Source organism: Comamonas sp. AG1104 (genome assembly GCF_003350425.1).
Lineage (GTDB): Bacteria > Pseudomonadota > Gammaproteobacteria > Burkholderiales > Burkholderiaceae_C > Comamonas > Comamonas testosteroni.
This window is the reverse complement of sequence record NZ_QQAS01000002.1, coordinates 700,235-724,845: the sequence shown is the minus strand read 5'-3', so window position 1 is coordinate 724,845 and position 24,611 is coordinate 700,235. Positions and strand designations below refer to the sequence as shown.

Annotated in this window: 21 protein-coding genes; 15 read left to right on the top strand and 6 right to left on the bottom strand. The window is 62.5% G+C overall.

What is annotated here, in order from left to right; translation table 11 throughout:
* The first annotated feature begins 5 nt into the window (after window positions 1-5).
* The 6 genes from tsaE to DFO48_RS07935 all read left to right on the top strand — a co-directional run bounded on the left by tsaE (window position 6) and on the right by DFO48_RS07935 (window position 7,084).
* Window positions 6-527 (top strand): tRNA (adenosine(37)-N6)-threonylcarbamoyltransferase complex ATPase subunit type 1 TsaE, encoded by a 522-nt coding sequence (tsaE, locus tag DFO48_RS07960; protein ID WP_003076413.1) that lies wholly within the window; start codon window positions 6-8, stop codon window positions 525-527.
* The gene (locus DFO48_RS07955) at window positions 524-2,050 is read left to right on the top strand and encodes an N-acetylmuramoyl-L-alanine amidase (protein WP_199406962.1); all 1,527 of its coding nucleotides are present in this window, start codon (window positions 524-526) and stop codon (window positions 2,048-2,050) included. Before tsaE ends, DFO48_RS07955 begins: the two co-directional genes overlap by 4 nt.
* A gap of 184 nt (window positions 2,051-2,234) precedes the next feature.
* The gene (locus tag DFO48_RS07950; protein WP_003064466.1) at window positions 2,235-2,450 is read left to right on the top strand and encodes a glycine zipper 2TM domain-containing protein; all 216 of its coding nucleotides are present in this window, start codon (window positions 2,235-2,237) and stop codon (window positions 2,448-2,450) included.
* Between the two features lie 799 nt (window positions 2,451-3,249).
* Entirely contained in the window at window positions 3,250-4,251 is a 1,002-nt protein-coding gene (locus DFO48_RS07945; protein ID WP_114863041.1) for a cytochrome-c peroxidase, read from the top strand.
* A gap of 7 nt (window positions 4,252-4,258) precedes the next feature.
* Entirely contained in the window at window positions 4,259-6,103 is a 1,845-nt protein-coding gene (locus DFO48_RS07940) for a DAHL domain-containing protein (RefSeq protein WP_114863040.1), read from the top strand.
* 39 nt (window positions 6,104-6,142) lie between these two features.
* The gene (locus DFO48_RS07935) at window positions 6,143-7,084 is read left to right on the top strand and encodes a response regulator (RefSeq protein WP_114863039.1); all 942 of its coding nucleotides are present in this window, start codon (window positions 6,143-6,145) and stop codon (window positions 7,082-7,084) included.
* A gap of 76 nt (window positions 7,085-7,160) precedes the next feature.
* Here DFO48_RS07935 and DFO48_RS07930 read toward each other — a convergent pair whose 3' ends face one another.
* The gene (locus DFO48_RS07930) at window positions 7,161-7,817 is read right to left on the bottom strand and encodes a DedA family protein (RefSeq protein ID WP_114863127.1); all 657 of its coding nucleotides are present in this window, start codon (window positions 7,815-7,817) and stop codon (window positions 7,161-7,163) included.
* A 381-nt stretch (window positions 7,818-8,198) separates the two neighbouring features.
* On the opposite strand from DFO48_RS07930, the gene DFO48_RS07925 reads away from it, so the two are divergent.
* The 3 genes from DFO48_RS07925 (at window position 8,199) to DFO48_RS07915 (ending at window position 11,811) form a co-directional block, all read left to right on the top strand.
* Complete coding sequence (locus DFO48_RS07925) at window positions 8,199-8,444, top strand: hypothetical protein (RefSeq protein ID WP_003057754.1); 246 nt, start codon at window positions 8,199-8,201, stop codon at window positions 8,442-8,444.
* A 113-nt stretch (window positions 8,445-8,557) separates the two neighbouring features.
* On the top strand, window positions 8,558-10,837 hold the full coding sequence (gene mutL, locus DFO48_RS07920; protein ID WP_199406961.1) for a DNA mismatch repair endonuclease MutL: 2,280 nt from the start codon (window positions 8,558-8,560) through the stop codon (window positions 10,835-10,837).
* 98 nt (window positions 10,838-10,935) lie between these two features.
* The gene (locus DFO48_RS07915; RefSeq protein WP_114863038.1) at window positions 10,936-11,811 is read left to right on the top strand and encodes a MurR/RpiR family transcriptional regulator; all 876 of its coding nucleotides are present in this window, start codon (window positions 10,936-10,938) and stop codon (window positions 11,809-11,811) included.
* A 157-nt stretch (window positions 11,812-11,968) separates the two neighbouring features.
* Here the strand turns inward: DFO48_RS07915 and DFO48_RS07910 are convergent, their stop codons facing one another.
* From DFO48_RS07910 to DFO48_RS25265, 3 genes are read right to left on the bottom strand one after another with little or no spacing between them, the layout of a single operon-like run.
* On the bottom strand, window positions 11,969-12,673 hold the full coding sequence (locus tag DFO48_RS07910) for an aspartate/glutamate racemase family protein (RefSeq protein ID WP_114863037.1): 705 nt from the start codon (window positions 12,671-12,673) through the stop codon (window positions 11,969-11,971).
* Window positions 12,670-14,166, bottom strand: coding sequence for an MFS transporter (locus tag DFO48_RS07905; protein WP_003076432.1), 1,497 nt, complete (start codon window positions 14,164-14,166; stop codon window positions 12,670-12,672). Before DFO48_RS07905 ends, DFO48_RS07910 begins: the two co-directional genes overlap by 4 nt.
* Window positions 14,167-14,226: 60 nt before the next feature.
* The gene (locus DFO48_RS25265) at window positions 14,227-14,421 is read right to left on the bottom strand and encodes a hypothetical protein (protein ID WP_158545659.1); all 195 of its coding nucleotides are present in this window, start codon (window positions 14,419-14,421) and stop codon (window positions 14,227-14,229) included.
* 268 nt (window positions 14,422-14,689) lie between these two features.
* On the opposite strand from DFO48_RS25265, the gene gdhA reads away from it, so the two are divergent.
* Window positions 14,690-16,036: an NADP-specific glutamate dehydrogenase gene (gene gdhA / locus DFO48_RS07895; protein ID WP_003076433.1), complete on the top strand. Its 1,347-nt coding sequence runs from the start codon at window positions 14,690-14,692 to the stop codon at window positions 16,034-16,036.
* A gap of 104 nt (window positions 16,037-16,140) precedes the next feature.
* Here the strand turns inward: gdhA and DFO48_RS07890 are convergent, their stop codons facing one another.
* Window positions 16,141-18,846: an HAD-IC family P-type ATPase gene (locus DFO48_RS07890; protein WP_114863035.1), complete on the bottom strand. Its 2,706-nt coding sequence runs from the start codon at window positions 18,844-18,846 to the stop codon at window positions 16,141-16,143.
* A gap of 354 nt (window positions 18,847-19,200) precedes the next feature.
* Between DFO48_RS07890 and DFO48_RS07885 the strand changes: the two genes are divergently transcribed.
* From DFO48_RS07885 to DFO48_RS07875, 3 genes are all read left to right on the top strand, one after another.
* Window positions 19,201-20,193, top strand: a complete 993-nt coding sequence (locus DFO48_RS07885; protein WP_034348942.1) for a tripartite tricarboxylate transporter substrate binding protein — start codon at window positions 19,201-19,203, stop codon at window positions 20,191-20,193.
* A 160-nt stretch (window positions 20,194-20,353) separates the two neighbouring features.
* Entirely contained in the window at window positions 20,354-20,806 is a 453-nt protein-coding gene (locus tag DFO48_RS07880) for a cupin domain-containing protein (RefSeq protein WP_114863034.1), read from the top strand.
* Between the two features lie 94 nt (window positions 20,807-20,900).
* Window positions 20,901-21,266: a DUF5329 domain-containing protein gene (locus DFO48_RS07875; protein ID WP_114863033.1), complete on the top strand. Its 366-nt coding sequence runs from the start codon at window positions 20,901-20,903 to the stop codon at window positions 21,264-21,266.
* A gap of 16 nt (window positions 21,267-21,282) precedes the next feature.
* Here the strand turns inward: DFO48_RS07875 and DFO48_RS07870 are convergent, their stop codons facing one another.
* Window positions 21,283-22,158, bottom strand: a complete 876-nt coding sequence (locus DFO48_RS07870; RefSeq protein ID WP_114863032.1) for a methylglyoxal synthase — start codon at window positions 22,156-22,158, stop codon at window positions 21,283-21,285.
* Window positions 22,159-22,341: 183 nt separating this feature from the next.
* Between DFO48_RS07870 and DFO48_RS07865 the strand changes: the two genes are divergently transcribed.
* Window positions 22,342-23,205 carry an alpha/beta hydrolase gene (locus DFO48_RS07865; protein WP_114863031.1) on the top strand — a complete coding sequence of 288 codons (864 nt, stop codon included), beginning with the start codon at window positions 22,342-22,344 and terminating at the stop codon, window positions 23,203-23,205.
* 158 nt (window positions 23,206-23,363) lie between these two features.
* Window positions 23,364-24,539 (top strand): multidrug effflux MFS transporter, encoded by a 1,176-nt coding sequence (locus DFO48_RS07860; protein WP_114863030.1) that lies wholly within the window; start codon window positions 23,364-23,366, stop codon window positions 24,537-24,539.
* The last annotated feature ends 72 nt before the right edge of the window (window positions 24,540-24,611 follow it).

The window sequence follows — 24,611 nt, the reverse complement described above, 5'->3', positions numbered from 1 at the left end:
ACCAATTGACTGCTGCTCAACATACACCCCGAATTGTAGGAAGCGAGCCCGCATCGGCGCTGGCGCAGCGCCAGATACTCTGGCAAAGCGAACAAGATACCGAGCGCTTTGCCCGGCAACTGGCCGCCCTGCCACAGCTGCGCAACGCCTATGTGACCCTGCATGGCGACCTGGGTGCGGGCAAGACCACGCTGGTGCGTCACTGGCTGCGCGCCCTGGGCGTGCAGGGCCGCATCAAGAGCCCTACCTATGCAGTGGTGGAGCCGCATGAGGCCGGCGATCTCTCGATCTGGCACTTTGACTTCTACCGCTTCGACGACCCGCGTGAATGGGAAGATGCAGGTTTTCGTGACATTTTTGCCAGCGCCGGACTCAAGCTGGCAGAATGGCCCGAAAAGGCTGCAGCGGTTACACCTGTTGCGGATATAGCTATCCATATCGAAGCAATTGACGATGTGCAGCGACAGGTGACGCTCAAGGCTGGCACCCCCGCAGGCTGCACCGTGCTTGAAGCATTGACGGCATGAGCAAAACAACTTCCTCCACGGCTTTTCCGGACCTGCCCCAACCGGGCCCTTCCCTGCCGGGTCTTTCCCGACTGGGTCTTTCCCGCCGCAATCTGCTGCAGGCAGGCGGCGTGGTTCTGCTGCTGGGCCGCCAGCATATTGCGCAGGGCGCGAGCATCGTGGCCGTGCGCGTCTGGCCCGCACCCGACTACTCGCGCGTCACGCTGGAATCCGATATTCCGCTGACGGCCAAGCCGGTCTTCGTGCCCAGCCCACCGCGCCTGGCCGTCGACATCGAGGGCCTGGATCTGAACCCGGCGCTCAAGGAACTGGTGGCCAAGGTCCGCTCCGACGACCCCAATATCGCCAGCATCCGCGTCGGCCAGTTTGCGCCCGGCGTGGTGCGCCTGGTGATCGACCTCAAGCAGGAAGCCAGGCCCCAGGTCTTTACGCTGGCCCCGATTGCTCCCTACAAGCACCGGCTGGTGCTGGACCTCTACCCCGCCAAGGCCGTCGATCCGCTGGAAGCCCTGATCAGCGAACGCCTGCGCGATGCCGGCAGCACGGCTGCTGCCCCGGCACCGCACAATCCCGTGATCACGACCCCGCCCCCTGCGGCGATTGCGACAGCGCCCCAGGCCGACCCTCTGGGGGACCTGATTGCCCAGCGCAACCAGCGGCCCAGCGCGCAAGCACCGGCTCCCGCGGTAATTGCCCAGGCTCCGGCACCGGCTCCCGTGCCTCCGCCACCGGCTCCCGCGCCACGCCCGGCTCCAGCACCCAGGCCTGCACCCAATATTGCCACCTCGCAAAGCACGGACCGCATCATCATCGTGGCGCTGGACCCCGGCCATGGCGGCGAGGACCCTGGTGCTACCGGTCCCAGCGGCCTGCGTGAAAAAGACGTGGTGCTCAAGGTCGCCCATCTGCTGCGCGAACGCATCAACAACTCGCGCATCGGCGGCAGCCCCATGCGGGCCTTCATGACGCGCGATGCCGACTTCTTCGTGCCCCTGGCCACACGCGTGGAAAAAGCCCGCCGCGTCCAGGCCGACCTGTTCATCAGCATCCATGCCGATGCCTTCACCACCCCGGCAGCGCGTGGTGCCAGCGTGTTTGCGCTCAGCGAACGCGGGGCATCGAGCACGGCCGCACGCTGGCTGGCCAACAAGGAAAATCAGGCCGACCTGGTGGGGGGCCTGAACGTGGGCGGACTGCAGGACCAGCATGTGCAGCGCATGCTGCTGGATATGAGCACCACAGCCCAGATCAAGGACAGCCTCAAACTGGGTACTTCGCTGCTGGGCGAGATTGGCAGCATGGCCAAGCTGCACAAGGCCCGTGTGGAGCAGGCCGGCTTTGCCGTGCTGAAGGCGCCCGACATTCCCAGCGTGCTGGTGGAAACGGCCTTCATCAGCAACCCCGAGGAGGAAGCCAAGCTGGCCTCTGCCGCCTATCGCGAGCAACTGGCCGATGCCCTGATGACGGGCATACGCAAGTACTTCGCGCACAACCCGCCCCTGGCACGCAGCCGATCGGTTTAAGTGCGCGCTTGCACAAAACCGCCGCATTGGCTGTCAGCCGGCAAGCCGGTTTGATGACAGTCGCCAAGCCTGAATGACACAGGCTTGGCCCTCTCTCCTACCTGAAAGCCAGGGCAAAAGGTTCAAGATCAAGACGTGTTCTTATGAAAGCTGGCCTCTATGGCAGCTGTACAGGAGAGACCTCATGAAACTGCGAACTCTTGCCATCACCGTGTCTGCAGCCTTCACGCTTGCCATGGCAGGCTGCTCCACCTCGCCCACCAATGCCCAGATCGGCACCGGTGTCGGCGCCGTCGCCGGCGGCGTGGTCGGTGATGCACTGTTTGGTTCCACTTTGGGCACCGTAGGCGGCGCTGCAGCAGGAGCGCTGATCGGTAACGAGGTAGGCAAGCGCAAATAAGCACCTCGATCCGATCTGAATGTCCAACGAGAAAGCCCCGGCATAGTCGAACGGATCTCACTTGCTCATGCTGCTGAGCTTAGGCAATGCCTTTGGCAGTTCACGAGATTTTTCAGACAGTTCTGATTTATCCCGGGCAATTTCTTATGGATACTCAAATTCAGCAGGCAAGTGAACCGCAGCAACGTTGATTTCTGACCTTTGCCAGAAGCGCTAGCTGCGTGTTTCTACGGTGATCCTTCGGACTTTACCGAGTCCTTGAAAACTCGCGCTTTAGGAATACAGGCGCGGGCTTGGCCGAGCTGCGACAGGAGCCCTTCGTGGGCACGGGGTGTGAGCAGAAGGCATAACCACATCTACTAAGAAATGGGTAAATGCAGATCGCTCTGCGGGCACACAGATACAACAACATGCAAAACAGTTAAGCCAAGACGAAAAAATAGCAAACAGCATCATTTTTTGCCACAAATGACCACTCATTTGATTTGGCGTGAACAAACCCCAAAGAGTGTGTGCCCACCCTCAAATGAGCGACCTTTGCCACACGCATCGGCATCGCTCAAAAGTGCGCTGACCACTACCCAACAGCGCAAGAAAAAATCAAAAGGGGGTATCCAACCCTGATGGCGCAGCAACTGTGCCGTCTGGTCACAGGCCAGTGCACCCCCACTATTTGTCCATTACCAATCCGGTACCTCCTGCTCTGCTTGTCCTCGTGCGCCAGCGCTGCCGCTGCTGCATCTGGCACTCGCATATGTCATGCATGGGAGCCGGTTGGCGCACCGGAGAGTCAGGAAAGATGGAGCACCAATCCACCACCATCAGCCTTCACCGCCAAATTCAATTCCTCGGTATGCTTGCAGCCTTGGCCACATGTGGCTGGGCTACTGCCCAGGAGCCGATTACCCCGATTCCGGCCGGTACGCAGGAAAACCCGCTCAAGGTGGATCTGGGACGCAAGCTGTTCAACGATACAAGGCTGTCATCCGACAACTCCATCTCCTGCGCTAGCTGCCACGAGGTGAAAAAGGGCGGAGCTGATCGTCAGGCGCTGTCCAGCGGCGTACAGGGACGGCAGGGCAAGGTCAACACGCCCACCGTGCTCAACAGCCGCTACAACTTTCGTCAGTTCTGGGACGGCCGCGCCGCGTCACTCGAAGAACAGGTGAAAGGCCCTCTGCATGACCCCAACGAAATGAACACCACCTGGGCGCAGGTGCTGGGCAAATTGTCCGCTGACGCTGCACTGAGCGCCGAGTTCAAGGTGCTCTACCCGAACACCGGCATCAATGCCAGCAACATCGCCGATGCGCTGGCCAGCTACCAAAGGGCACTCATCACTCCCAACGCGCGCTTTGACCGCCACCTGCGCGGCGACAAGAACGTACTCAGCCAGGACGAGTTGCGTGGCTACCAACTGTTCAAGTCCTATGGCTGCGTGGCCTGCCACCAGGGCGTCAATGTCGGCGGCAACATGTTCCAGACCTTTGGCGTCATGGGTGACTATTTCAGCCAGAGAGGCCAGCCGAGCGACGCTGACCTCGGGCGCTACAACGTCACCAAAAACCCGGATGACAAGCATGTGTTCAAGGTCCCCAGCCTGCGCAATGTGGCCTTGACGGCCCCCTACTTCCATGACGGCTCGGCCAAGACGCTTGAAGACGCAGTCGATGTGATGTTCCGCTACCAGCTCGGCCGCAGTGCCCCTGAGCTGGACAAGAAATACATCATCAAGTTTCTTCACACCTTGACTGGCGAGCTCGATGGCCAGCCGCTGGAGCATTGGGCTCAGGAACCCTGAACACGCCATGACAACAAAATCGATACCCAGGCGTGGTTCGCTGCGCTGGGCCTATGCACTGGTCGCACTCCTGCTCATTGCCGTACTGGTGTTCCTGGTGCTGCAGACCCGCGCCATCAACCTCAACGCCAGCAATGAAATCATTAGCACGCTGCGTAACCTCAAACAGGTAGACGCGGATTGGAACGTGGACGTGCTACGCGCCAAGACCGGCCTGAGCACCAACTACGATCAGGTGGCAAGCCCTTTGCCGCTGATCGCACAGCTGGAAAAGCAGTTGAGCGAAACCACCGCCGAATACTGGCTGGGCAGGCATGAGAGCGTCTCCCGCATGCGTCCGCTGCTCGATCACTTCAGCGAGCTGATGGAGCAAAAAATTGCGTCGATCGAGCACTTCAAATCGCAAAACGCGATCTTGCAGAACTCATCACGCTTTCTCCCCCAGGCTGCCACCGAGCTGGCGCAGGCGCTGCGCAATAACTCGCAGGCCCCGGGCCAGCGACAGCACGCCGAAGAGCTGCTCAACCAGATACTGGCCAGCTCCATGAGCTACGCCCAAACGCCCGATCCGGAGCTGCGCGAGTTGATCAGCGACAACGCCACCGCCCTGCAAGCCCTGGCCCAAAGCCTGGATCTGCAGACACTGGCCGACACCTTTGTCGCACATGTCCACACCATGCTGCGCCAGCAAGAACGTGGCAACCAATTGCTTCAGACGCTGGCAAACCTGCCGACCGCGAAGGCTATCGACGATCTGTCCGACACCCACACGCAAGAAAACGACCAATTGCTCACAGGCCTGCAAGGCTACCAGCGCGCGCTGGCCATTTACTCGACCTTGCTGTTGCTGCTGCTGGCTTTTGCAGGCTGGAAACTGTTTCGCAACTATCAGTTGCTCAACCAGACCAACAACACGCTGGCCCAGGCCAATACCGCGCTGGAACGCAGCCACCAGGAGCTCAAGGAATCGCAGGTCCAGCTGGTGCAATCCGAAAAGATGTCTGCCCTGGGCCAGATGGTGGCCGGCATCGCCCACGAGATCAACACGCCGCTGGCCTATGTCAAAAGCACTTTCAGCATCGTGCGCGACCAGCTGGGTCCCTTGGACGAGTTGAGCCAGCACAGCAAGGCCTTTACCCAGGCCATGCGAGCGCCGCAGCGCGACCAACGGTTGCTCAACCAGTATTTCCAGCGCATCGAGCAGTTGGCTGCCGACCTCAGCGACCAGCAGGTGATGTTTGAAATGAATAAGCTGCTCGGTGATGGCGTGCACGGCATCGAACAGATTTCCGAGATCGTGCTGAATCTCAAAAACTTCAGCCGTCTGGACCGAGAACGCATCACCAATTTCTCGGTCGAAGCCGGCCTGGAAAGCACTTTGCTGCTGGCGCGCAACCTGCTCAAGAACCGTATCGAGATCCGCAGAGACTACGGCCAGGTCCCCGAGATCTCGGGCTCGCCGTCCCAGGTCAACCAGGTCTTCCTGAACCTGATCACCAATGCAGCCCATGCCATGCCCGAGCGCGATACGCCCAACGTCATCACGCTGCGCACCAGCGTAGCGCCCGAAGAGCATATGGTGCTGATCGAGATTCAGGACAACGGCAGCGGCATTCCCGAGGAGGTGCTGCCCCGCGTCTTCGACCCGTTCTATACCACCAAGCCCATTGGCCAAGGCTCGGGCATGGGCCTGCCCATTTCCTTCAAGATCATTCAAGAGCACGGTGGTCGCATCTTGATAGACACCGTCAAGGATGTCGGCACCGTCTTCACCATCTTGCTCCCCCTGAGCAATGCCGCCACAACACCCGAAAAGGCAGCAAACAGTGCTGACGCATTGTTTTCAGACTGAGCGCGGCCCCAAGGAACCGAACCCAAGAGGAAATCCACTATGGACATGCGTCCCTGCATTCTTTTTGTGGACGACGAGGAGCGCGTAGTTAACCAGCTACGCATGATCTTTCGTCAGGACTACGAAGTCCACACAGCCACCTCAGGTGCCGCAGGTCTCCAGATCCTGCAGAGCACGCAGATCGATGTGGTCGTCAGCGATCAGCGCATGCCGGGTATGACTGGCATCGAGTTTCTGGCCCAGGTGCGAAGGCTGCAGCCGTCGGCCATGCGCTTGCTGCTTACCGGCTACTCGGACCTGGCGGCGATTGTCGGCTCGGTCAACGAGGGAGAGGTCTTTCGCTTTATCAACAAGCCCTGGGACCATGCGGAAATCCAGGCGATCATCGCCTCTGCCGTCCAGGCCGGCAGCGCGGCGCGAGTGGCTGCCGTCCCGACCGATCAGGCCGTGCAGGATTTCATGGCACAGGCTGCGCAACGCCCGCAGGTACTGATCATCGACGACCAGCGCTCGGATCTCGACGCCATAGCCCATTTGCTGCGCGAGGACCACGCCTGTCTGACGGCCGAATCGGTGAAAGAGGCCATCGACCTGCTGTCCAGCCACGATGTGGGAGTGCTCGTCACCGAGGCACGCGTCGGCAATAGCGACGTGGGCCACTTTCTGCATCTGCTCAAGCGCCACTACCCGCTGATCAATACCGTCATGCTCACCCGCGCTAGCGATGCCGATCTGGTGATCCGTCTCATCAACACGAGCCAGATCTTTCGCTTTGCCACCAAGCCACTGCGCAAGAGCGTTCTGCAACTGGCCGTGTCTGCGGCGATGAAGGAGCACGGACGCTTTCGCATATCCCCCGAACTGGCCCACCGTCACCTTGTGGCCGAGGACAAGGAGGCCAGCAGCGACAGCGTGCTCCTTGGCAGCATCGTGCAAAGCCTCAAAAGCCTGCGCAAGCGCGTCACAAGCCTGTGGAAGTGAGCGACTGAGCTGTCAGGCAAAGGAACAAAAAAAGGGGCGACTGCCGCGCCCCTTTGCTCCATGTCCGATCATTGACTCAGGCAGGCTTGCCAGTCTTTTCCTGCCTGCCGGCGCGCCAGGCACCGAAGATGGCGATCAAACCGGGCACCAGGATCAGGCCCCAGATGATTTTCTCGAGATTGTTCTTCACCCACTCCATATTGCCGAAGAAGTAGCCTGCGGCGCTGATGCCCACCACCCACAGCACGGCCCCCACGACATTGAACAGGCTGAACTTGGCACGGCTCATATGAGCCACACCGGCCACGAAAGGTGCAAAGGTGCGGATGAAAGGCATGAAGCGCGCCAAGATGATGGTCACGCCACCATAGCGCTCATAGAAGTTGTGAGCCTGGTCAAAAGCCTTGCGGTTGAACCAGCGCGAATCCTCCCACTGGAACACCTTGGGCCCCAGGTAGCGGCCTATCGTGTAATTGCTCTGGTCGCCCAGGATGGCTGCTGCCAGCAGCACCACCACTGCCAGCGGGTAACTCATGTAGCCGGCACCGCACAGCGCGCCGACGATGAACATCAGCGAGTCACCGGGCAGGAAAGGCATGACCACCACACCGGTTTCGACAAACACGATGATGAACAGCAGGGCATACACCCAGGGCCCATAGTTCACGACAAAGGCTTCCAGATGCTTGTCGATATGCAGGATGAAGTCGATCAGAAACTGAATGATTTCCAAAACACGGTCCTCAAAAATGGATTGGCATACCGGCGTATGCCGGCCAGTAATGTACTGCGCCCCCAAAGCCCGCAGACGCTCCACCCCTTGCTCGAGCGCCATGTTTTTGAGAGCAAACTCACAGCTGCTTGCAGACTGCAACAAGGCCGGCCTTTTCAAGGTAGTTTGTTACAAGTTTTGATAAAACTAAACGTCAACAATACGTCAGCTTGCCATTTCTGCTGGCACAGTAGAGATGTGTCGCCGCAAGCCGTGCATTGCAAATCACGACATCGGCCCCCCGGCCAACAAAGTCCGACGTCTCCAGCCTCCCGCATGTGCAGGAGTGGGCACAGAGACCAGACCGCTTTCCATAACTAGCACGACGAGAGGAATACGAACATGAAGACATTCACCATGCGCTATGGCAAGGCCCTGACTCTGGCAGCCGCACTGACTGGCGCCCTGGCACTGGGCGGCTGCGCCCATGGCCCCAGCCGTCAGCAAGTCGGTATCGGCGCAGGTGCCGTAGCCGGCGGTGCCGTGGGCAACGTGCTGTTTGGCGGCCCTGTGGGCACCATCGGCGGTGCAGCCGCCGGTGCGCTGATCGGTAACGAACTGACCAAGGGCGGCTACCGCCGCCGCTAAGCCCTGCGAGCGCTGCGGGCTGAACGAAGAGCTGCCAGAATTATTCCGGCAGCTCTTTGTGTTTTCGCTCCCCAAAAAACTCATTTGCCGGCCGGTTTGTACAGCCGCCTAGAATGGTTGCCGTGAACGCAACCAGCACCGAACTCTCCCCCTCCCCTACCGAAACCGCCGACCAGGCTGCCCCCGTGCGCCGGCCGATTCGCGACCTGCCCGACGAGCTGATCAGCCAGATCGCTGCCGGCGAGGTGGTCGAGCGCCCCGCCTCCGTGGTGCGCGAGCTGGTGGACAACGCTCTGGACTCGGGCGCCGGCCAGATCACCGTGCGCCTGCTGGCCGGCGGTGTGCGCCTGATCGCGGTGGAAGACGACGGCTGCGGCATTCCGCGCGACGAGCTTCCCGTAGCCCTGCGCCGCCATGCCACCAGCAAGATCAGCGATCTGCACGATCTGGAAACCGTGGCCACCATGGGCTTTCGCGGCGAGGCACTGGCCGCCATTGCCTCGGTATCGGAAACCTCCATCTTCTCGCGCCCCGCAGGTCAGGATTCGGCCTATCTGCTGGACGCCCGCAGCGGCGAGCTGCGCCCCGCCGCACGCAACCAGGGCACGACCGTGGAGGTCAAGGAGCTGTTCTTCTCCACGCCCGCGCGCCGCAAATTCCTCAAGACCGATGCCACCGAGCTCGCGCATTGCATAGAGTCCGTGCGTCGCCATGCGCTGGCCCGGCCCGATGTGAGCTTTGCCATCTGGCATGAAGGCAAGCTGGTCGAGCAATGGCGCGCTGCCGGCAACACGCCCGACGAAGCCCTGTCGCGCCGCCTGGCCGATGTGCTCAACGACAAGTTCGTCGACAACTCGGTCGCCGTCGATCACTGGGCCGGACCCGTCCACGTCACGGGCCGCGCCGGCATCCCAGACGCGGCGCGCTCGCGTCCCGACCAGCAGTTCTGCTACGTCAACGGCCGCTTTGTGCGCGACAAGGTATTGACGCATGCGGCCCGCTCTGCTTACGAGGACGTGCTGCATGGCAACAAGCAGCCGGTCTACGCGCTCTACATAGAGATCGACCCCGCGCGCGTGGATGTGAACGTGCACCCCACCAAGATCGAGGTGCGCTTTCGCGACAGCCGTGAAGTCCACCAGGCGGTGCGCCACGCGATCGAGAACGCGCTGGCCACGCCGCGCGCTGCGGCCGTGGTCGAGGCGGCGGCACAGGAAGCCGCCCGCCAGCCCGGCCTGATCGACGACGGCGCTGCCACGCCTGTGGCAGCCAAATCGGCGAACAAGCCAGCAGCAGCCCCGGCCTGGCCGCAAACCCGCATGAGCTTTGGCGAACCCGCCGTCGGCAACCCCGTGCGCGACCTGGCCAAGCTCTGGGAGCCCATGCGCGAAGCCACTGCGCAAGCAGAGCCCGCGCCCCAGATGGCGACTGCGGCAGCAGCCCCGGCGAGTGCTGCAGCTGCCACGCCTGCGTCAACGCCTGTGTCAACGCCTGCGACATCCGCCACACCTGATTTGGCCACCGGCGCGACCACGATCACCAACACCACAGCCATGCCAAGCCCCGTGCCTCAGCCCGAGGACGAAGGCATCAGGCTGCGCCCTTCTGGCCAGTCCAGCTACTTTCAGCGCAAAGCGCCTGCTCCCCTGATGCAGGAAGCGCCAGCCGCTACGCAGATCGCTGCCAAGGCTGCAGCTGCAGCCCCGCTCGAGCCGGCTGCGGCCATGCAAGCTGCCGAACATGCCGCAGCGCCGGCAACTCAGCCACCCGTAACGGCTGCGGCAGACAACACCCCGGTCTGGCCGCTGGGCCGGGCCGTGGCTCAGCTGCACGGCGTCTTTATCCTGGCCGAAAACAGCCAGGGCATGGTCATCGTGGACATGCATGCCGCCCACGAGCGCATCGTCTATGAGCAGCTCAAGAACGCCGTGAATACGGAAAATGGCGACCAGCAGATTCCCAGCCAGCCGCTGCTGATTCCCGCCACCTTTGCCGCAACGCCCGAGGAAGTCGCCACGGCCGAAGCCCATGTCGAGACCTTGCTGGCCCTGGGCATGGAGGTCTCTCCCTTCTCGCCCAAGACCCTGGCCGTGCGCGCCGTGCCGGCCACGCTGGCCCAGGGCGATGCCGTGGAGCTGGCGCGCAGCGTGCTGGCCGAACTGGCCCAGCATGACGCCAGCACCGTGGTGCAGCGCGCGCGCAACGAGATTCTGGCCACCATGGCCTGCCACGGCGCGGTGCGCGCCAACCGCAAACTCACGCTGGACGAGATGAATGCACTGCTGCGTCAGATGGAGGTGACCGAGCGCTCCGACCAGTGCAATCACGGCCGCCCCACCTGGCGCCAGCTGAGCATGAAGGAGCTGGATGCGCTGTTTCTGCGCGGGCGCTGATGGCAGGGCTGCAATAGCCGCTAAATAGCCGCTACATTGCCGTTATCGACCAAAACAGCGGGCCGGCAGATCAGCGGGCCCACCTGCCATTCGCAGTCATGAACCCCAGCTCCTGCCCCCCGGAACCCGCCGAAACCCATTCCTTCATCGCCCGTGTGCGTGCGGCCCTGCCGCAGCTGCCGCCGTCGGAGCGGCGGCTGGCAGAATTCCTGCTGGACTTTCCCGGCAATCTGTCGAGCTACGCGGCGGCCGAGATGGCCAAGCTCACAGGGGTCTCGAATGCCACGGTCACGCGCTTCATACAGCGGCTGGGCTATGAGGGCTACGAGGATGCACGCCGCCATGCCCGCGCTCAGGGCGACAACGGCTCGCCACTGTTTCTGGCTGCCGCATCGGCCCAGGGCCGGCCCACGGCGGATGTGATCGCCACACATCTGCGCCAGGCCTCGGAGAATCTGGCCGTCACCATCGGACAGATCTCGGCAGATCAGCTCGATGCCATCGCCATGGCCCTGATCGGAGCGCGCCAGCTGTTCTTTGTCGGCTATCGCCAGAACCGCAACTTTGCCGCCTATCTGCGCTGGCAGCTGATGCAGGCACTGGAGATGCCCAGCCAGGTCATCCCCGGCGCTGGCGAGACCTTGGGTGAATATGCGGCCCAGATCGGCGAAAACGATGTGGTGGTGATCTTTGCCCTGCGCCGCAGCGTGCGCGTAGTCAGCGAGTTCGCGCGCCAGGCCAGACTGCTGGGCGCCCGCCTGATCTGCATCACCGACCATGCCAGCCCGGCCCCCGAGGCGGACTGGCTGCTGCGCGTGCAGACCTCGGCACCGGGACCGCTGGACAATCACACGGCGCTTTTCATGCTCTGTCACCTGATTGCCACGGCCACCTTGCAGCAAAGCGGGCAGCCGGGGCGCAGACATATGGCGGCCATCGAGACCAGCCACGATGCGCTGGACGAGATGCTATGAAATAGGAAGCTTATTACGCTTGTTATTCATAGATTTCAGATACTTTTCTATCTGAAATCCATGAATTACTTGCGATAAAAGCTCTTTAATCAATAGCAACCAATAGCAACCAACCAATAGCAACCAAGCAATAACAATCAACAGCAACCAACAGCAATCAGTGGGCGGCGGCGAGCGCCAGGCCGGCCAGCGCCGCCTGCATCGCTGCCACCACGGGCGACAGCACCGGCACCTCAAAGCGCGGCGCCAGCCACAGCGCAGCTTCGGACAGCGGGCCGCCACCGATCACCACGGCCTGCGCGCCATCGTGCTGCACGCATTGGGCCACGGCATCGCCCAGGCGCTCGCACTGCAAGGCCGGATCGGCCGCCAGCGCCAGCGGCTCACCGACAGCAATGCGCGTGCCGCAGAACCAGGGAGTCAGGCCCAGCGCTGCGACCGAGGCGGCAATCGAAGCCTCCAGCCCTGGCGTGGTCGTCGCAATACCGAAGCGGCGCGGCAGGCCCTGCTCGTCCCGCGCGGCCTGCCGCATGGCGGCTTCGCCGATGCCAAAGGCGGCAACTCCGGCCGGCAGGGCCGCTCTCAACAACTCCAGCCCCGGATTGCCGAACGCGGCCACGATGATGGCCCGCCCAGCTTGGCTGTCATCTCCCCGGGCAAAGGCCAGGCCCAGGCGCAGCACTTCCTGCTCGGCGATCTTCAGCCCCGCCTCGTCGGTAATCATGGCCGCCCCCCGCTCGGCCGTCGCGCCGTGCAGCAGCGCGCCGGGCGGCAGACAGGCCCGCGCCTGTCTGAGCATCAGCGCCGTGGTCTGCTGCGAGGTATTGGGGTTGATCAGCAAAATATGCATGCCAGTCTTCATGCCGTGCGCTCCTGAGCGCTTGAAGGTACGCCTGCAGCAGCGGCAGACTCCTGCCCGGCATGGGATTCCTCCCCCGCGCCTTCCTCGATGGAGCGGCCGAAGGTCTCGGGGGCAAACTGCACGGCAATCGCAAAGATGAAATACATGGCCGCGATCATGCCGAACATTCCGGAGACGCCGTGCAGATCGAACATCTTGCCCGCCAGCACCTGGGACATGGCTCCGCCGATCGTGCCCAGCGCCAGCAGGAAGGAGGTGCCCAGCGCACGAATGCGCGTGGGGTACAGCTCTGGCGCAAAGATCCAGATGGAGGTGTTGAGCGTCAGCACGCAAAACTGGAACAGCGCACCGCAGACCAGGATCATGGCCACGCTATCGGTGAAGTTGCCGAACGCCAGGCCTGCCAGACAGGCAGCAATCGCCCCTACCGTCAGCACCCGCTTGCGCGGAAAGTAATAACCCATGGTCGATGCAGCGATCGCGCCGGCCAGGCTGCCCATCTGCATGACGATGGTGAAGCTGAAGCTCTTGGTGATGGAGTAGCCCTGGGCGACCAGAATCGTCGGCATCAGCGTGAGCACCGAGAGCTGCGCGCCAAACGTCATCCACGAAGCCACACCCACGGCAATCGTGCGCCGCGCATAGCCGCCCCTGAAGATGTCGGTGAAAGAGCTGCGCTGCACGGTCTGCGTGGCAGCCGTCTGCGCCTGTGCGCTGCCTGGGCTGATGAACTCGCGCAGCTCATACTGCGCATTGGCCAGCTTGCCCGCCGCCAGCATGCTCAGCACCTGGTTGGCTTCCTCGACCCGTCCCTTGGAGAGCAGAAAGCGCGGCGTCTCCGGCACAAAGCGGCGGTAGAACACGATGAAGATGGCCGGCATGACCAGACAGCCGAACAGCCAGCGCCAGGAATCATCGCCCGGGAACAGCGTGAACACGCCCAGCGCGAAGGCCGGCGCCAGCATATTGCCCAGACCGCCGCCGCCCACATTGATGAGACCGACTGCCGTGCCGCGAAAGCGCGCCGAGCAGAACTCGGCCAGCATGGTCACGGCCGTGGTGATTTCTCCGCCCAGACCAAAGCCCACGATGGCACGCGCCACGGCGAGGAAAGCGTAGTCGGGCGCCAGTGCGCAGCCGACGGCACCCAGCGTGAACAGCGCCAGGTTCACATTGAGCATGAAGCGCCGTCCCATGCGGTCGGCCAGGTAGCCCGACAGCAAGCGCCCCATGGCGGCGGCAAAGAAGGTGATGGTGTTCAGAAAGGCAATGTCCGTCGCGTCCAGCCCCCATTGCTGGCGCAGCAGGGGGCCGACCAGGCCGACTGCGTTCTGTTCGAACACATCGAAGAGCACACCGCAGACCACCAGAAAGATGATGCTTTTGTGCGAGCGCGTCACACCGATCTGGTTGAGCGCATTTTCCAGCTGCTGCATCTGCGCCGCACTGGCCTTGCCTGACGCCGAGGGCGTCACGGGGATCTCACCTGCCATATCCACCTCCTGTGTGCTGATGACCGCCCAGGCACTGGGCCGGCAAATCGAATTTGAAATTTATTTTTCATATTTGAAGTTATGAAAATATTTTTTCAAATACATGTTTACCCAGCCCCGTTGATTGGTGAAAGAGGCCATCCCCAGGCTCATGTGACGGCCTTGATGAAAAAACAATTTCACAACAGCAGATTGCGTGCCTGAAATCCCATGCACCACATCGGTGCTATCACAGAACGATGTCAGCGCAGGCATCGCGCCGTTTTTTCTGTTGGACAACGCTGTGCCAAGCGGCTTCCGGACCATTTTTGCGACAGGACAATGAAAAATCCTTTACTTCAAATGCACCATCCAAGTGCCTGAAAACTAAGAATAAATATGGGATCAGTGTTCCAAATTCGGGCATCTACGCACCAGAATTGCGCCTTCATGCACCGAATCTATGCATGACGGCATAACTTTTTGGCATAATTTTGGTTTCGCGAGTTTCAGCGCATTCCCTGTCCCTGTCAGAAAGTTCTCTATGAAGTACGAGTCCGTAGGCCAATTCCTGGAAGAAGTGGCACAACGCAACCCCGGTCAGCCCGAATTCCTGCAAGCCGTCACCGAAGTGATGGAAAGCCTGTGGCCCTTCATCGAGAAGAATCCCAAGTACGCCGAACACGCTCTGCTGGAGCGCCTGGTCGAGCCCGAGCGCATCATCCAGTTCCGCGTGAGCTGGACTGACGACAAGGGCCAGGTGCAGGTAAACCGCGGCTTCCGCATCCAGCACAGCATGGCCATCGGCCCCTTCAAGGGCGGTCTGCGCTTCCACCCCTCGGTCAACCAGTCCGTGCTGAAGTTCCTGGCTTTCGAGCAGACCTTCAAGAACGCACTGACCACGCTGCCCATGGGCGGCGGCAAGGGCGGCTCCGACTTCGACCCCAAGGGCAAGAGCCCTGCCGAAGTCATGCGCTTTTGCCAGGCTTTCGTGTCCGAGCTGTTCCGCCACGTGGGTCCCGACACCGATGTGCCCGCAGGTGACATCGGCGTGGGCGGCCGTGAAGTGGGCTACATGGCCGGCATGTACAAGAAGCTGTCGAACACTGCAGCTTCCGTGTTCACGGGCAAGGGCCTGTCCTTCGGCGGCTCGCTGATTCGCCCCGAAGCCACTGGCTACGGCACTGTGTATTTCGCCCGTGAAATGCTGGCCACTCGCGGCCAGTCCTTTGAAGGCAAGACCGTGTCCGTGTCCGGTTCCGGCAACGTGGCTCAGTACGCCGTGGAAAAGGCCATGGAGCTGGGCGCCAAGGTCGTGACCGTGTCCGACTCCTCGGGCACCGTGTATGACGCCGCTGGTTTCACCACCGAAAAGCTGGCCATCCTGATGGATGTGAAGAACCACAAGTACGGCCGCGTCAGCGACTACGCCAAGCTGGTTTCCGGCGTGGAATTCCTGGCCGGCAAGAGCCCCTGGTCCATCAAGGTGGACGTGGCCCTGCCTTGCGCCACCCAGAACGAGCTGGACGAAGCCGATGCCAAGACCCTGATCGCCAACGGCGTGCTTTGCGTGGCTGAAGGCGCCAACATGCCCTCCACCAACGAAGCCGCCCGCGCCTTCGAAGCTGCCGGCGTGCTGTACGCACCCGGCAAGGCATCCAACGCCGGTGGCGTGGCTACTTCGGGTCTGGAAATGTCGCAAAACTCGGCCCGCCTGTCCTGGCCTGCCGAAGAAGTGGATGCACGTCTGCTGCAAATCATGCAAAGCATCCACGCAGCTTGCGTGAAGCACGGCAAGCGCGAAGACGGCACCATCAGCTACATCGACGGCGCCAACATCGCCGGCTTTGTGAAGGTGGCCGACGCCATGCTGGCACAAGGCGTGATCTAAGCGCCAAGCGCTCAGCACTCGCAAGAAAGGCCCTTCGGGGCCTTTTTTCATGCCCTCGGCCAGGCGGTGAAACGACGGCTTGAATGCCTTGCGTGCACAGCGCTCTAGGCCCTCACTCCCAGTCTCATCCAGCGTATCAGGAGCTTTTCGACCTCCAGCAACAGCAGCAGGGCAACCCCCAGCCCTATCGCCAGCAGTCCGGCCGCCAGGTCGACAGGACGGCTGTCGAACAGCGCCTGCATGGGCGAGGTGTAGGTGAACAGCAGTTGCACCAGGGTGACGCCGGCCACGCCAAGCAGCACGGCCGGGGTGCCCAGGACGCCACGCAGGCTCAGCGAGGTTCCTTGCGTATAGCGCACACTGAACAGATAGAAGATCTCCATGATCACCAGCGCATTGACCACGATGGTGCGAGCCAGTTCGACCGAGTCGCCGCGGCGCAGCGACCACTCGAACATGCCGAAGCAACCCAAGGCAAACAGCACCGAGACCAGGGCGACACGCCACAGCAGGTAGGGCTGCAGCAGTTGCTCGTCCGGCGAGCGCGGCTTGCGCTGCATCAGCGTGGCCTCGGGTGGTTCGAAGGCCAGCGTCAGACCCAGGGCCACGGCAGTGACCAGATTGACCCAGAGAATCTGCACCGGAGTGACGGGCAGGGACAGGCCCAGCAGAATCGCCGCGACGATGACAATGGCCTGGCCACCGTTGGTCGGCAAGGTCCAGGCAATGACCTTGCGCAGGTTTTCGTAGACAGTGCGCCCTTCCTTGACGGCGGCGACGATGGTGGCGAAGTTGTCGTCGGCCAGCACCATGCCCGCAGCCTCCTTGGCGGCAGCCGTGCCGGTAATGCCCATGGCCACGCCGATATCGGCCCGCTTGAGCGCCGGCGCGTCGTTGACGCCGTCACCGGTCATGGCGATGACGCTGCGATCCGCCTGCAGGGCCTGCACCAGGCGCAGCTTGTGTTCCGGGCTGGTTCGGGCGAATACCGTGGAGGCACGGGCCACATCGATCAGCTGGGCATCGTTGAGTCCGTCCAGTTCATGGCCCGAAGTGACGCGGATGGTGTCGGCCAGCGCCAGCTCCCTGGCAATGGCGGCCGCCGTGGCGGCATGGTCGCCGGTGATCATCTTCACGGCAATGCCGGCGCTGCGGCATTCGCGTACGGCCTCCTTTGCCGATTCTCGCGGCGGATCTATCATGCCCAGCACGCCAAGCAGGGTCAGGTCCTTGACGTCGGCCATGTCCACGCTGCCCTTGGCATCCTCGGGCGCGAAGCTGGCCAGACCCAGCACGCGATAGCCTTTGGCCGCCAGGGCATCGACCTGCTCCAGCCAATAGGCGGCATCCAGCGCCTGCACGCCGTCGGCACCCTGCTGGTCGCGGCACATGGCAAGAATCTGCTCCGGAGCCCCTTTGACGAAAACCACGGCTGGAGCATCAACCGGGCGGTGCAGAGTGGCCATGTAGCGGTGGACGGCATCAAAGGGAACTTCGTCGAGTCGGCGCCAGTCCTGGCGCAACTGCTCCACATCGAGACCGGCGCGCGCCGCGAGCGTCACCAGAGCTCCCTCCATGGGGTCGCCCTCGACCACCCAGACCTTGCCTTCGGCATGTCTTACATGGGCGTCGTTGCAAAGTGCCGCGCCTGTGGCGAAGTGCAGCAACTGCGGATGCAGTGCAGGATCAATCTCCTCGCCCGCCAGGGTGAAACGCCCTTGGGGGGCATAACCTTCGCCCTCTATGTCGAAGCTGGCACCGGGCAGCACCACGGCGCGCACGCTCATTTCGTTGCGTGTCAATGTGCCGGTCTTGTCGGAGCAGATGACCGAGACGGCGCCCAGTGTTTCAACCGCCGGCAGACTGCGCACGATGGCATAGCGTGCGGCCATGCGCTGCACGCCGATGGCCAGCGCAATCGTCATGACCACGGGCAGGCCTTCGGGGATAGCCGATACGGCAATGCCCACCACGGCGATGAAGGCGTCGGCTGTGTCGTAATCGCGCACCCATAGCGCGAAGCAGAACATCAGCACGGACAGGCTCAGGATGGTGATGGTGAGCTGGCGCGCGAAACGATCCATCAGCCGCGTCAGCGGGGTGGCCAGTGTCTGCACCGAACCCAGCATGGTGCTGATCAGGCCCAACTCGGTACGAGGGCCTGTGGCCACCACCACGCCCAGGCCTTGCCCCGCGGCAACCAGCGTGCCGGAGTAGGCCATGGAAAAGCGGTCGCCGAGAGCGGCATCGGCGGCCACCGGATCGGCCGACTTGTCGACGGCAACCGATTCCCCGGTCAGCATGGCCTCGTCCAGCTTCAGGCTGCTGGCGCGCAGCAGGCGCAGATCGGCCGGGACGCGATCGCCAGCCTCGAGCAGCACACAGTCGCCGGCAACCAGTTCCTCAGCAGGCACCGCCATGCGCAATCCGTCGCGCAGCACATTGGCGCGGCTGGAAACCATGGCCTTCACGGCGTCCAGCGCCTTCTCGGCACGGCCTTCCTGCACGAATCCGAAGACCGCATTGATCAGCACCACCGCGAGGATCACCCCCGTATCGACCCAATGCTGCAGCAAGGCGGTGACCACCGCCGAGCCCAGCAGCACATAGATCAGCAAATTGTTGAACTGCGACAGAAAGCGGGCCGGCATGCTGCGTGAAGCGGCGGCTGGCAGAGCGTTGGGGCCCTGCTGCTGCAAGCGCTCGCGGGCCTCGCCGGAGCTCAGCCCGGCGGCAGTCGATTGCAATTGAGCGAGTACGGCATCGGTCGACAACGCGTGCCAGGCGGCAACGCGACTCTGTTCCTGCATCTGAGACTCCCTGACGATTCAACTGAAACGCTTGTGAGCCGGATCTGTGCCCGGTTGGCTGGCTACCGCGGAGAAGGCGCCGTTGCATGGTATGCGCTCGGCAGGCCTTGCCACTGACTATAAGCAGGAATATCGATCATTGATTGACCGCTGCGGGCTGATTGCCTGCGCCAGCCAACGCTACCGCTGGTTCAGCCCGCTCTAGCTGCGCGCGGCACTGCCTAAAAATCAGTTGAACTGCTGGTTTCCATGGATTCCTTCTCCCATGGAATTTCATGACAATCAATTGAGTTTTGTTGAGCAATTCAACGCCAATCACTGAATCAACCTTCACCACAAATAATTGTGGGACTTATGAATCCAGACCGCGCCACTCTTTCCCGCCGACTTTGCATCGCCTGTGCCATGACCAGCCTGTTCGCAGGCGCTGTGCAGGCACAGGATGCCTATCCCAGCAAGCCCATCCGCATCGTGATTGGCTATGCCCCGGGCGGCTCCGTCGATATGGTCGGCCGCGTGGTCGGGGACATACTGGCCAGGCAGTTGAACGCCACCGTCGTGGTCGAGAACGTGCCGGGCGCCGCAGGCGTGGTGGGAGCACAGCGCGTGGTATCGGCCAAGCCCGACGGCTACACCTTGCTGGCAGGCTCCAGCAACGAAATGGCGGGCACCAAGTTTGTGAATGCCGCGCAGAAGTACGATCCGGCTGTGGATCTGACCCCGGTGAGCCTGACCGCCCTGGCCCCCAATCTGTGGGTGGCCGGAGCGCATGTTCCTGCCAAAACCGTGGATGACTTCGTCAAACTGGCCAAGGCCAACCCTGGCAAATACAGCTACGGCAGCCCCGGCATTGGCTCGACACCGCATTTTTCGGGAGAGCTGATCAAGAAGACTGCGGGTGTCTACCTCGTGCACATCCCCTACAAGGGCTCTCCGGCCATGACCAGCGATCTGGGCGGCGGCAACCTGGACTTCGCCATCCTCTCGCCGATGGCCGCAGCGCCGCTGGCGCAGTCAGGAAAGATCAGGATTCTGGGCGCCACCACGGCCACCCGCATCGCCACGCTCAAGGAGGTTCCTGCGCTGGCGGAACATCCCGCGCTCAAGGGCTATGCCCTGAGCGGCTGGTTTGCCCTCGCGGCTCCCAAGGGCCTGCCCCCGGAAGTGCTGGCCAAGCTGCAAAAAGCGATACAGACAGGCCTTGCCGACCCGGCCATCCGCCAGAAGCTGGAAGCAGCTGGAACCCCGCCCGCCAAGGGCAATGAAAGCCTTGCCCAGGTGATGCGCACAGACATGGACAAATACGCCGAGCTGGTGAAGTTCGCCCGGATCACGGCCGACAACTAAGGCAGCGGCCTGCAGCGCCATATCTCTTCTGCCCGCAGGGCCTTGCATCACCGCGCCCGGCGGTGTTCTCCGCGCCCCTGCGACTAGGGCTGCCCCCATGGCATGCCCGCGCTCCTTCCCGGTACAAGTGACAGGTTTCACACATCCGGAGGGATATCTGATGATCTTGATTCGCCGCGCCAGCTTTTCGAGCCTGCTTTGCAGCAGCGCCTTCGTGCTGTTCAGCCAGAATGCCCTGGCTCAGGCTGCATCACCCCAGCCGGGTGCGGCCCAGCCGGGTGCGGCCCAAACCGGAGGCCTGTCCCGGACCATGGTCGGCAAGGCTGATGTTTCGGTACCGGGTCGCGAAGCCGTGGTGGCCAAGGTGGAGGTCGCCCCAGGCTCGCGCGCGGGTCGCCACACCCACCCTGGCGACGAGATCAGCTATATCAGCGAGGGTGAGGTTGATCTGCTGATCGACGGCCAGCCGCCGCGCACGCTCAAGGCCGGCGAGACCTTTGTCGTGCCCGCGGGTGTGATTCATGACGCACACAACGCCAGCAATGGCACGGTCAAGCTGATTGGTGTGTATGTCGTGGAGAAGGGCAAGCCTCTGGCCACACCGGCCCCTTGAGTACCGCACAGCTTCGACCGACCAAGACAAGGCCGCAGTCCATCGCTGCGGCCTTTGTTCCTTGCTCGGCTCTTCTTCTGTAGGATCAACCCACATGAAGCACACCGTTACCGCCTTGCTGCTGGGTGCAGCCTGCAGCTTGAGCCTTGCCGCATCGCCCGCACCTGCGGCGACTCAGGAGATCGAGTACCTGATCGGCCATCTCAAAGCCTCGGGCTGCGAGTTTGAGCGCAATGGCAGCTGGCATGACAGCGCCAAGGCCGCCGAGCATCTGCGCGGCAAATACGACTATCTGCTCAAAAAGGGCTGGGTGGAGACGGCCGAGGACTTCATTGCCCGCGCAGGCACGCAAAGCAGCATCAGCCAAAAGCCCTATCTGGTGCGCTGCAGCGGCAAGGAGGCTGAATCCAGCGCCAGCTGGCTGCAGGCAGAACTCAAGCGCTACCGCAGCCGCCAGTAGCGCTCAGCAGCTGGCTTCAGCCCGCGCGTTTGACGGCCGCATCGCACCAGCGCTGCGCCACCTGGGGCGAGGTACTGCAGACGGCATCGTGCGTCACCGTGGTCACGGCGCGCTCCAGCAGCTGGATATCGGCTTCGTGCTGGCGTGCCACATGCGGGTCTTCGAAGAAGATGGCGCGGTGGCAGCGCTTTTCCAGCACCAGATCTGCAATCTGCGCATCGCCGCCCAGCGGCCCGCTGTTGTAGCGATCCACCCAGGGCTTGTCGGCAGGCCAGCCCTTGCTCCAGGCCATCTCGTTGAGCTTCTGACCCGTGGTGCCCGTGCCCACGCGGCGGCGGTAGCGGCTGAGCAGCTCGAAGTTGCGCGCAGCAAAGTCCAGCATGGTGGGCTTCATGGCATCGTGGGCGATCAGCGCCAGCGTCTGGTTCTCATAGTCGTGAAAGCGGTCGGCATTGCGGTCACGTACCAGACCGGCGTGAATGCGCTCCATCTCGATCCAGTCGCGCGTGGAGGCGACCGTGGAAAGAAAAGGCTTGCCATGAATCACGCACTGGCGCTTCAAGGCCAGGGCTTCAGGGAAGATGGACGAGGGGTCCACCGGGTCCATCAGGTAGATGGCGCCATCGAGAGTGCGCTCGTCACCCTCCATGCCCACCACCTCGGCCACCAGCCTCATGAGACCGCCCTCGCGGCCATAGGGATAGCGAACCAGGCCTCTGTAGCCCTGGAGCATGCTGGCCGCCGTGATGGCGTCATAGGTGCGGCCCACGGTATGAAAGCCCAGCTTGAGCTCGCGAATTCCGGCCTCGCAGGCGCGCAGCAAGGCAAACAGCGCGGCGTCCTCGGTTTGGTGGTGGAGTTTGTTGGCGGCAAGACCCAGGCAGATCGACATAGTGAACTAATCCTTCAAACAGGCTTCAAACGCTCGCAAACTCTGCGCAACCAGCTATGCATTTGCGGTTTGAAACACCCGCAAGAATATCGCCAATTCATGCACTCCAGATGACTGGGGCCGGGTCAGACAGCCATACTTGCACAGCACTTGACAGTCGCCCTCTTCCGCCGCACTCCTTCCATGCCCAAGACCTCACGCTTCTGCAGCCCCCGCCGCCTCGCGGCAGCACTCGGTCTGGCCTTGCTGCTGGCGCTCGCGATCTGGGGCATGCGCGAGATCGATGCCCGGCAGCGGGTCTGGATTTTTCAGCCCAGCGACCGCAGTTGGCCTGGAGCCAACACAGCCGGCATGCAGGAGCAATGGATAGACTTTCGCAGCCGCGACGGCAGCGCCGCCAGGCTGCACGCCCTGTGGATGCCATCCGGCGATGCACGTGCCCCGCTGCTGCTGTTTCTGCATGGAGCGCGCTGGAATGTGACGGGCTCCTCACCACGCATACGGCGCCTGCAGGCCATGGGCTTTTCGGTGCTGGCCGTGGACTACCGCGGCTTTGGCAAGAGCAGCCCGGCCCTGCCCTCGCAGACCTCGGCCGCCGAGGATGCCCGCGCTGCATGGGACTGGCTGGGCCGCAAGGCCGCAGGCAGGCCGCGCTATATCTTCGGCCACTCACTGGGCGGCGCCGTCGCCATCGACCTGGCCAGCTCCGTCAAGGATGAAAGCGGGGTGCTGGTCGAGTCCACCTTCACCAGCATTCCCGACGTGTTCGACTCCATGCGCTGGGGCTGGTTGCCCGTGAACTGGTTGATCACGCAGCGTTTCAACTCGGTCGACACCGTGGCGGGCATCGGCTCGCCGCTACTGGTGGTGCACGGGACGGCCGACCCGCTGATTCCGGCCCGGCTGGGCCAGCAGCTGTTCGATGCAGCGCGCGAGCCCAAGCGCCTGATCCTGGTCGAAGGTGCCAGCCACCACAACACCCAGTCCAGGGCCCTGGTGCAATATCGCCAGGCACTGCATGAGCTGTTCGGCCTGAATCCGCGCTGAGCGACATCGCCACATACTGTCTCGTCAGCATACGGATCAATGGACAGGTTCTGATAGGCTGTCCGGCTATGTCTGCGCCGCCTGCTCTGAACTCAAAGCCGAATCCCGCTCAATCTCTTGATGAGCAAGCGAAGAGTGCTCCTGAATCTGCAGTCTTCGTGATTCTCACGCTGGGGCTGCTGCTGGGTCTTCAGCCGCTGGCAACCGACCTCTATCTGCCCGCCCTACCCCAGCTGCAGCAAGGCTTTGGCGCCCACGTCTCGCAGGCCCAGCTGACGCTGACCGGCTTTTTGCTGGCCTTTGGCTGCTCGCAGATTCTCTGGGGCCCGCTGTCTGACCGGCTGGGCCGCCGCCCGGTCTTGCTGCTGGGCATCAGCGGCTATGTGATCGCCGCTCTGGGCTGCGCCAGCGCACAGAGCATGGAAGCCTTGATTGCCTGGCGCAGCCTGCAAGGCGCAGCCCTGGGCGCCGGCGTGATGTGCGCGCGAGCGGTGGTCCGCGATCTCTATGCCCCGCATATGGGCGCGCAGGTCATGTCCAAGGCGCTGACGGGCCTGGGAGTGCTGGCTTTTCTGGCGCCCATCAGCGGCAGCTTGCTCGTGGGTTGGCTGGGCTGGCGCTCCACCATGCTGGCCCAGGCCTTCATGGGCTGTCTGGCCTGGCTGCTGGTGGTGCTGCGCTTCAGGGAGTCGATTCCCCAGCGCAACCCGCAGGCGCTGCAAGCGGGCAATCTGCTGCGCACCTGGTCGCGCATTGTGCGCAACCCCATGTTCCAGGCCTACAACCTGCTGACCTGCTTCAGCTATGCAGGCCTGTTCACCAATCTGGCGGCCTCTTCGTTCACCTACATCAACGTGCTACATATGGAGCGTACGCAATACGGACTGATGCTGGGCGGCAACGCGTTGTGCTACATCGCAGGCACCTTTGCCTGCCGCCGTCTGCTGCGCAGCATGAGTGTGCGGCGCGCCGTGGCCGTGGCGGGAGTGCTGTCGCTGACGGCCGGCTCCATCATGGGCCTGGCGGCCCTGGCCGATCTGCGCAGCATCTGGGCCTATGCCCTGCCTTTTTGCCTCTACCAGATCGCCCACGGCATTCACATGCCCTGCGGACAAAGCAATGCCATCGCGCCCTTCCCCCAGGCTGCGGGCACGGCCTCGGCCATCAACGGCCTGGTGATGATGCTCATGGCTTTTGCCATGGGGCATTGGCTGGGACTGAATCTGGATGCAGATTCCACCATGCCGCTGGCCTTCGGCATCTGGTTCTGGTCGGCCTGCACAGCGATCACGGCATGGACGCTGGTACAGCGTTTTGGCATCAGCAAATCATGATTTGAAATAAGATGATTTAGCTATTTAAAAACCAATTTTTATTATTTTTCTTTTTATAGAGATTTTTTAAGA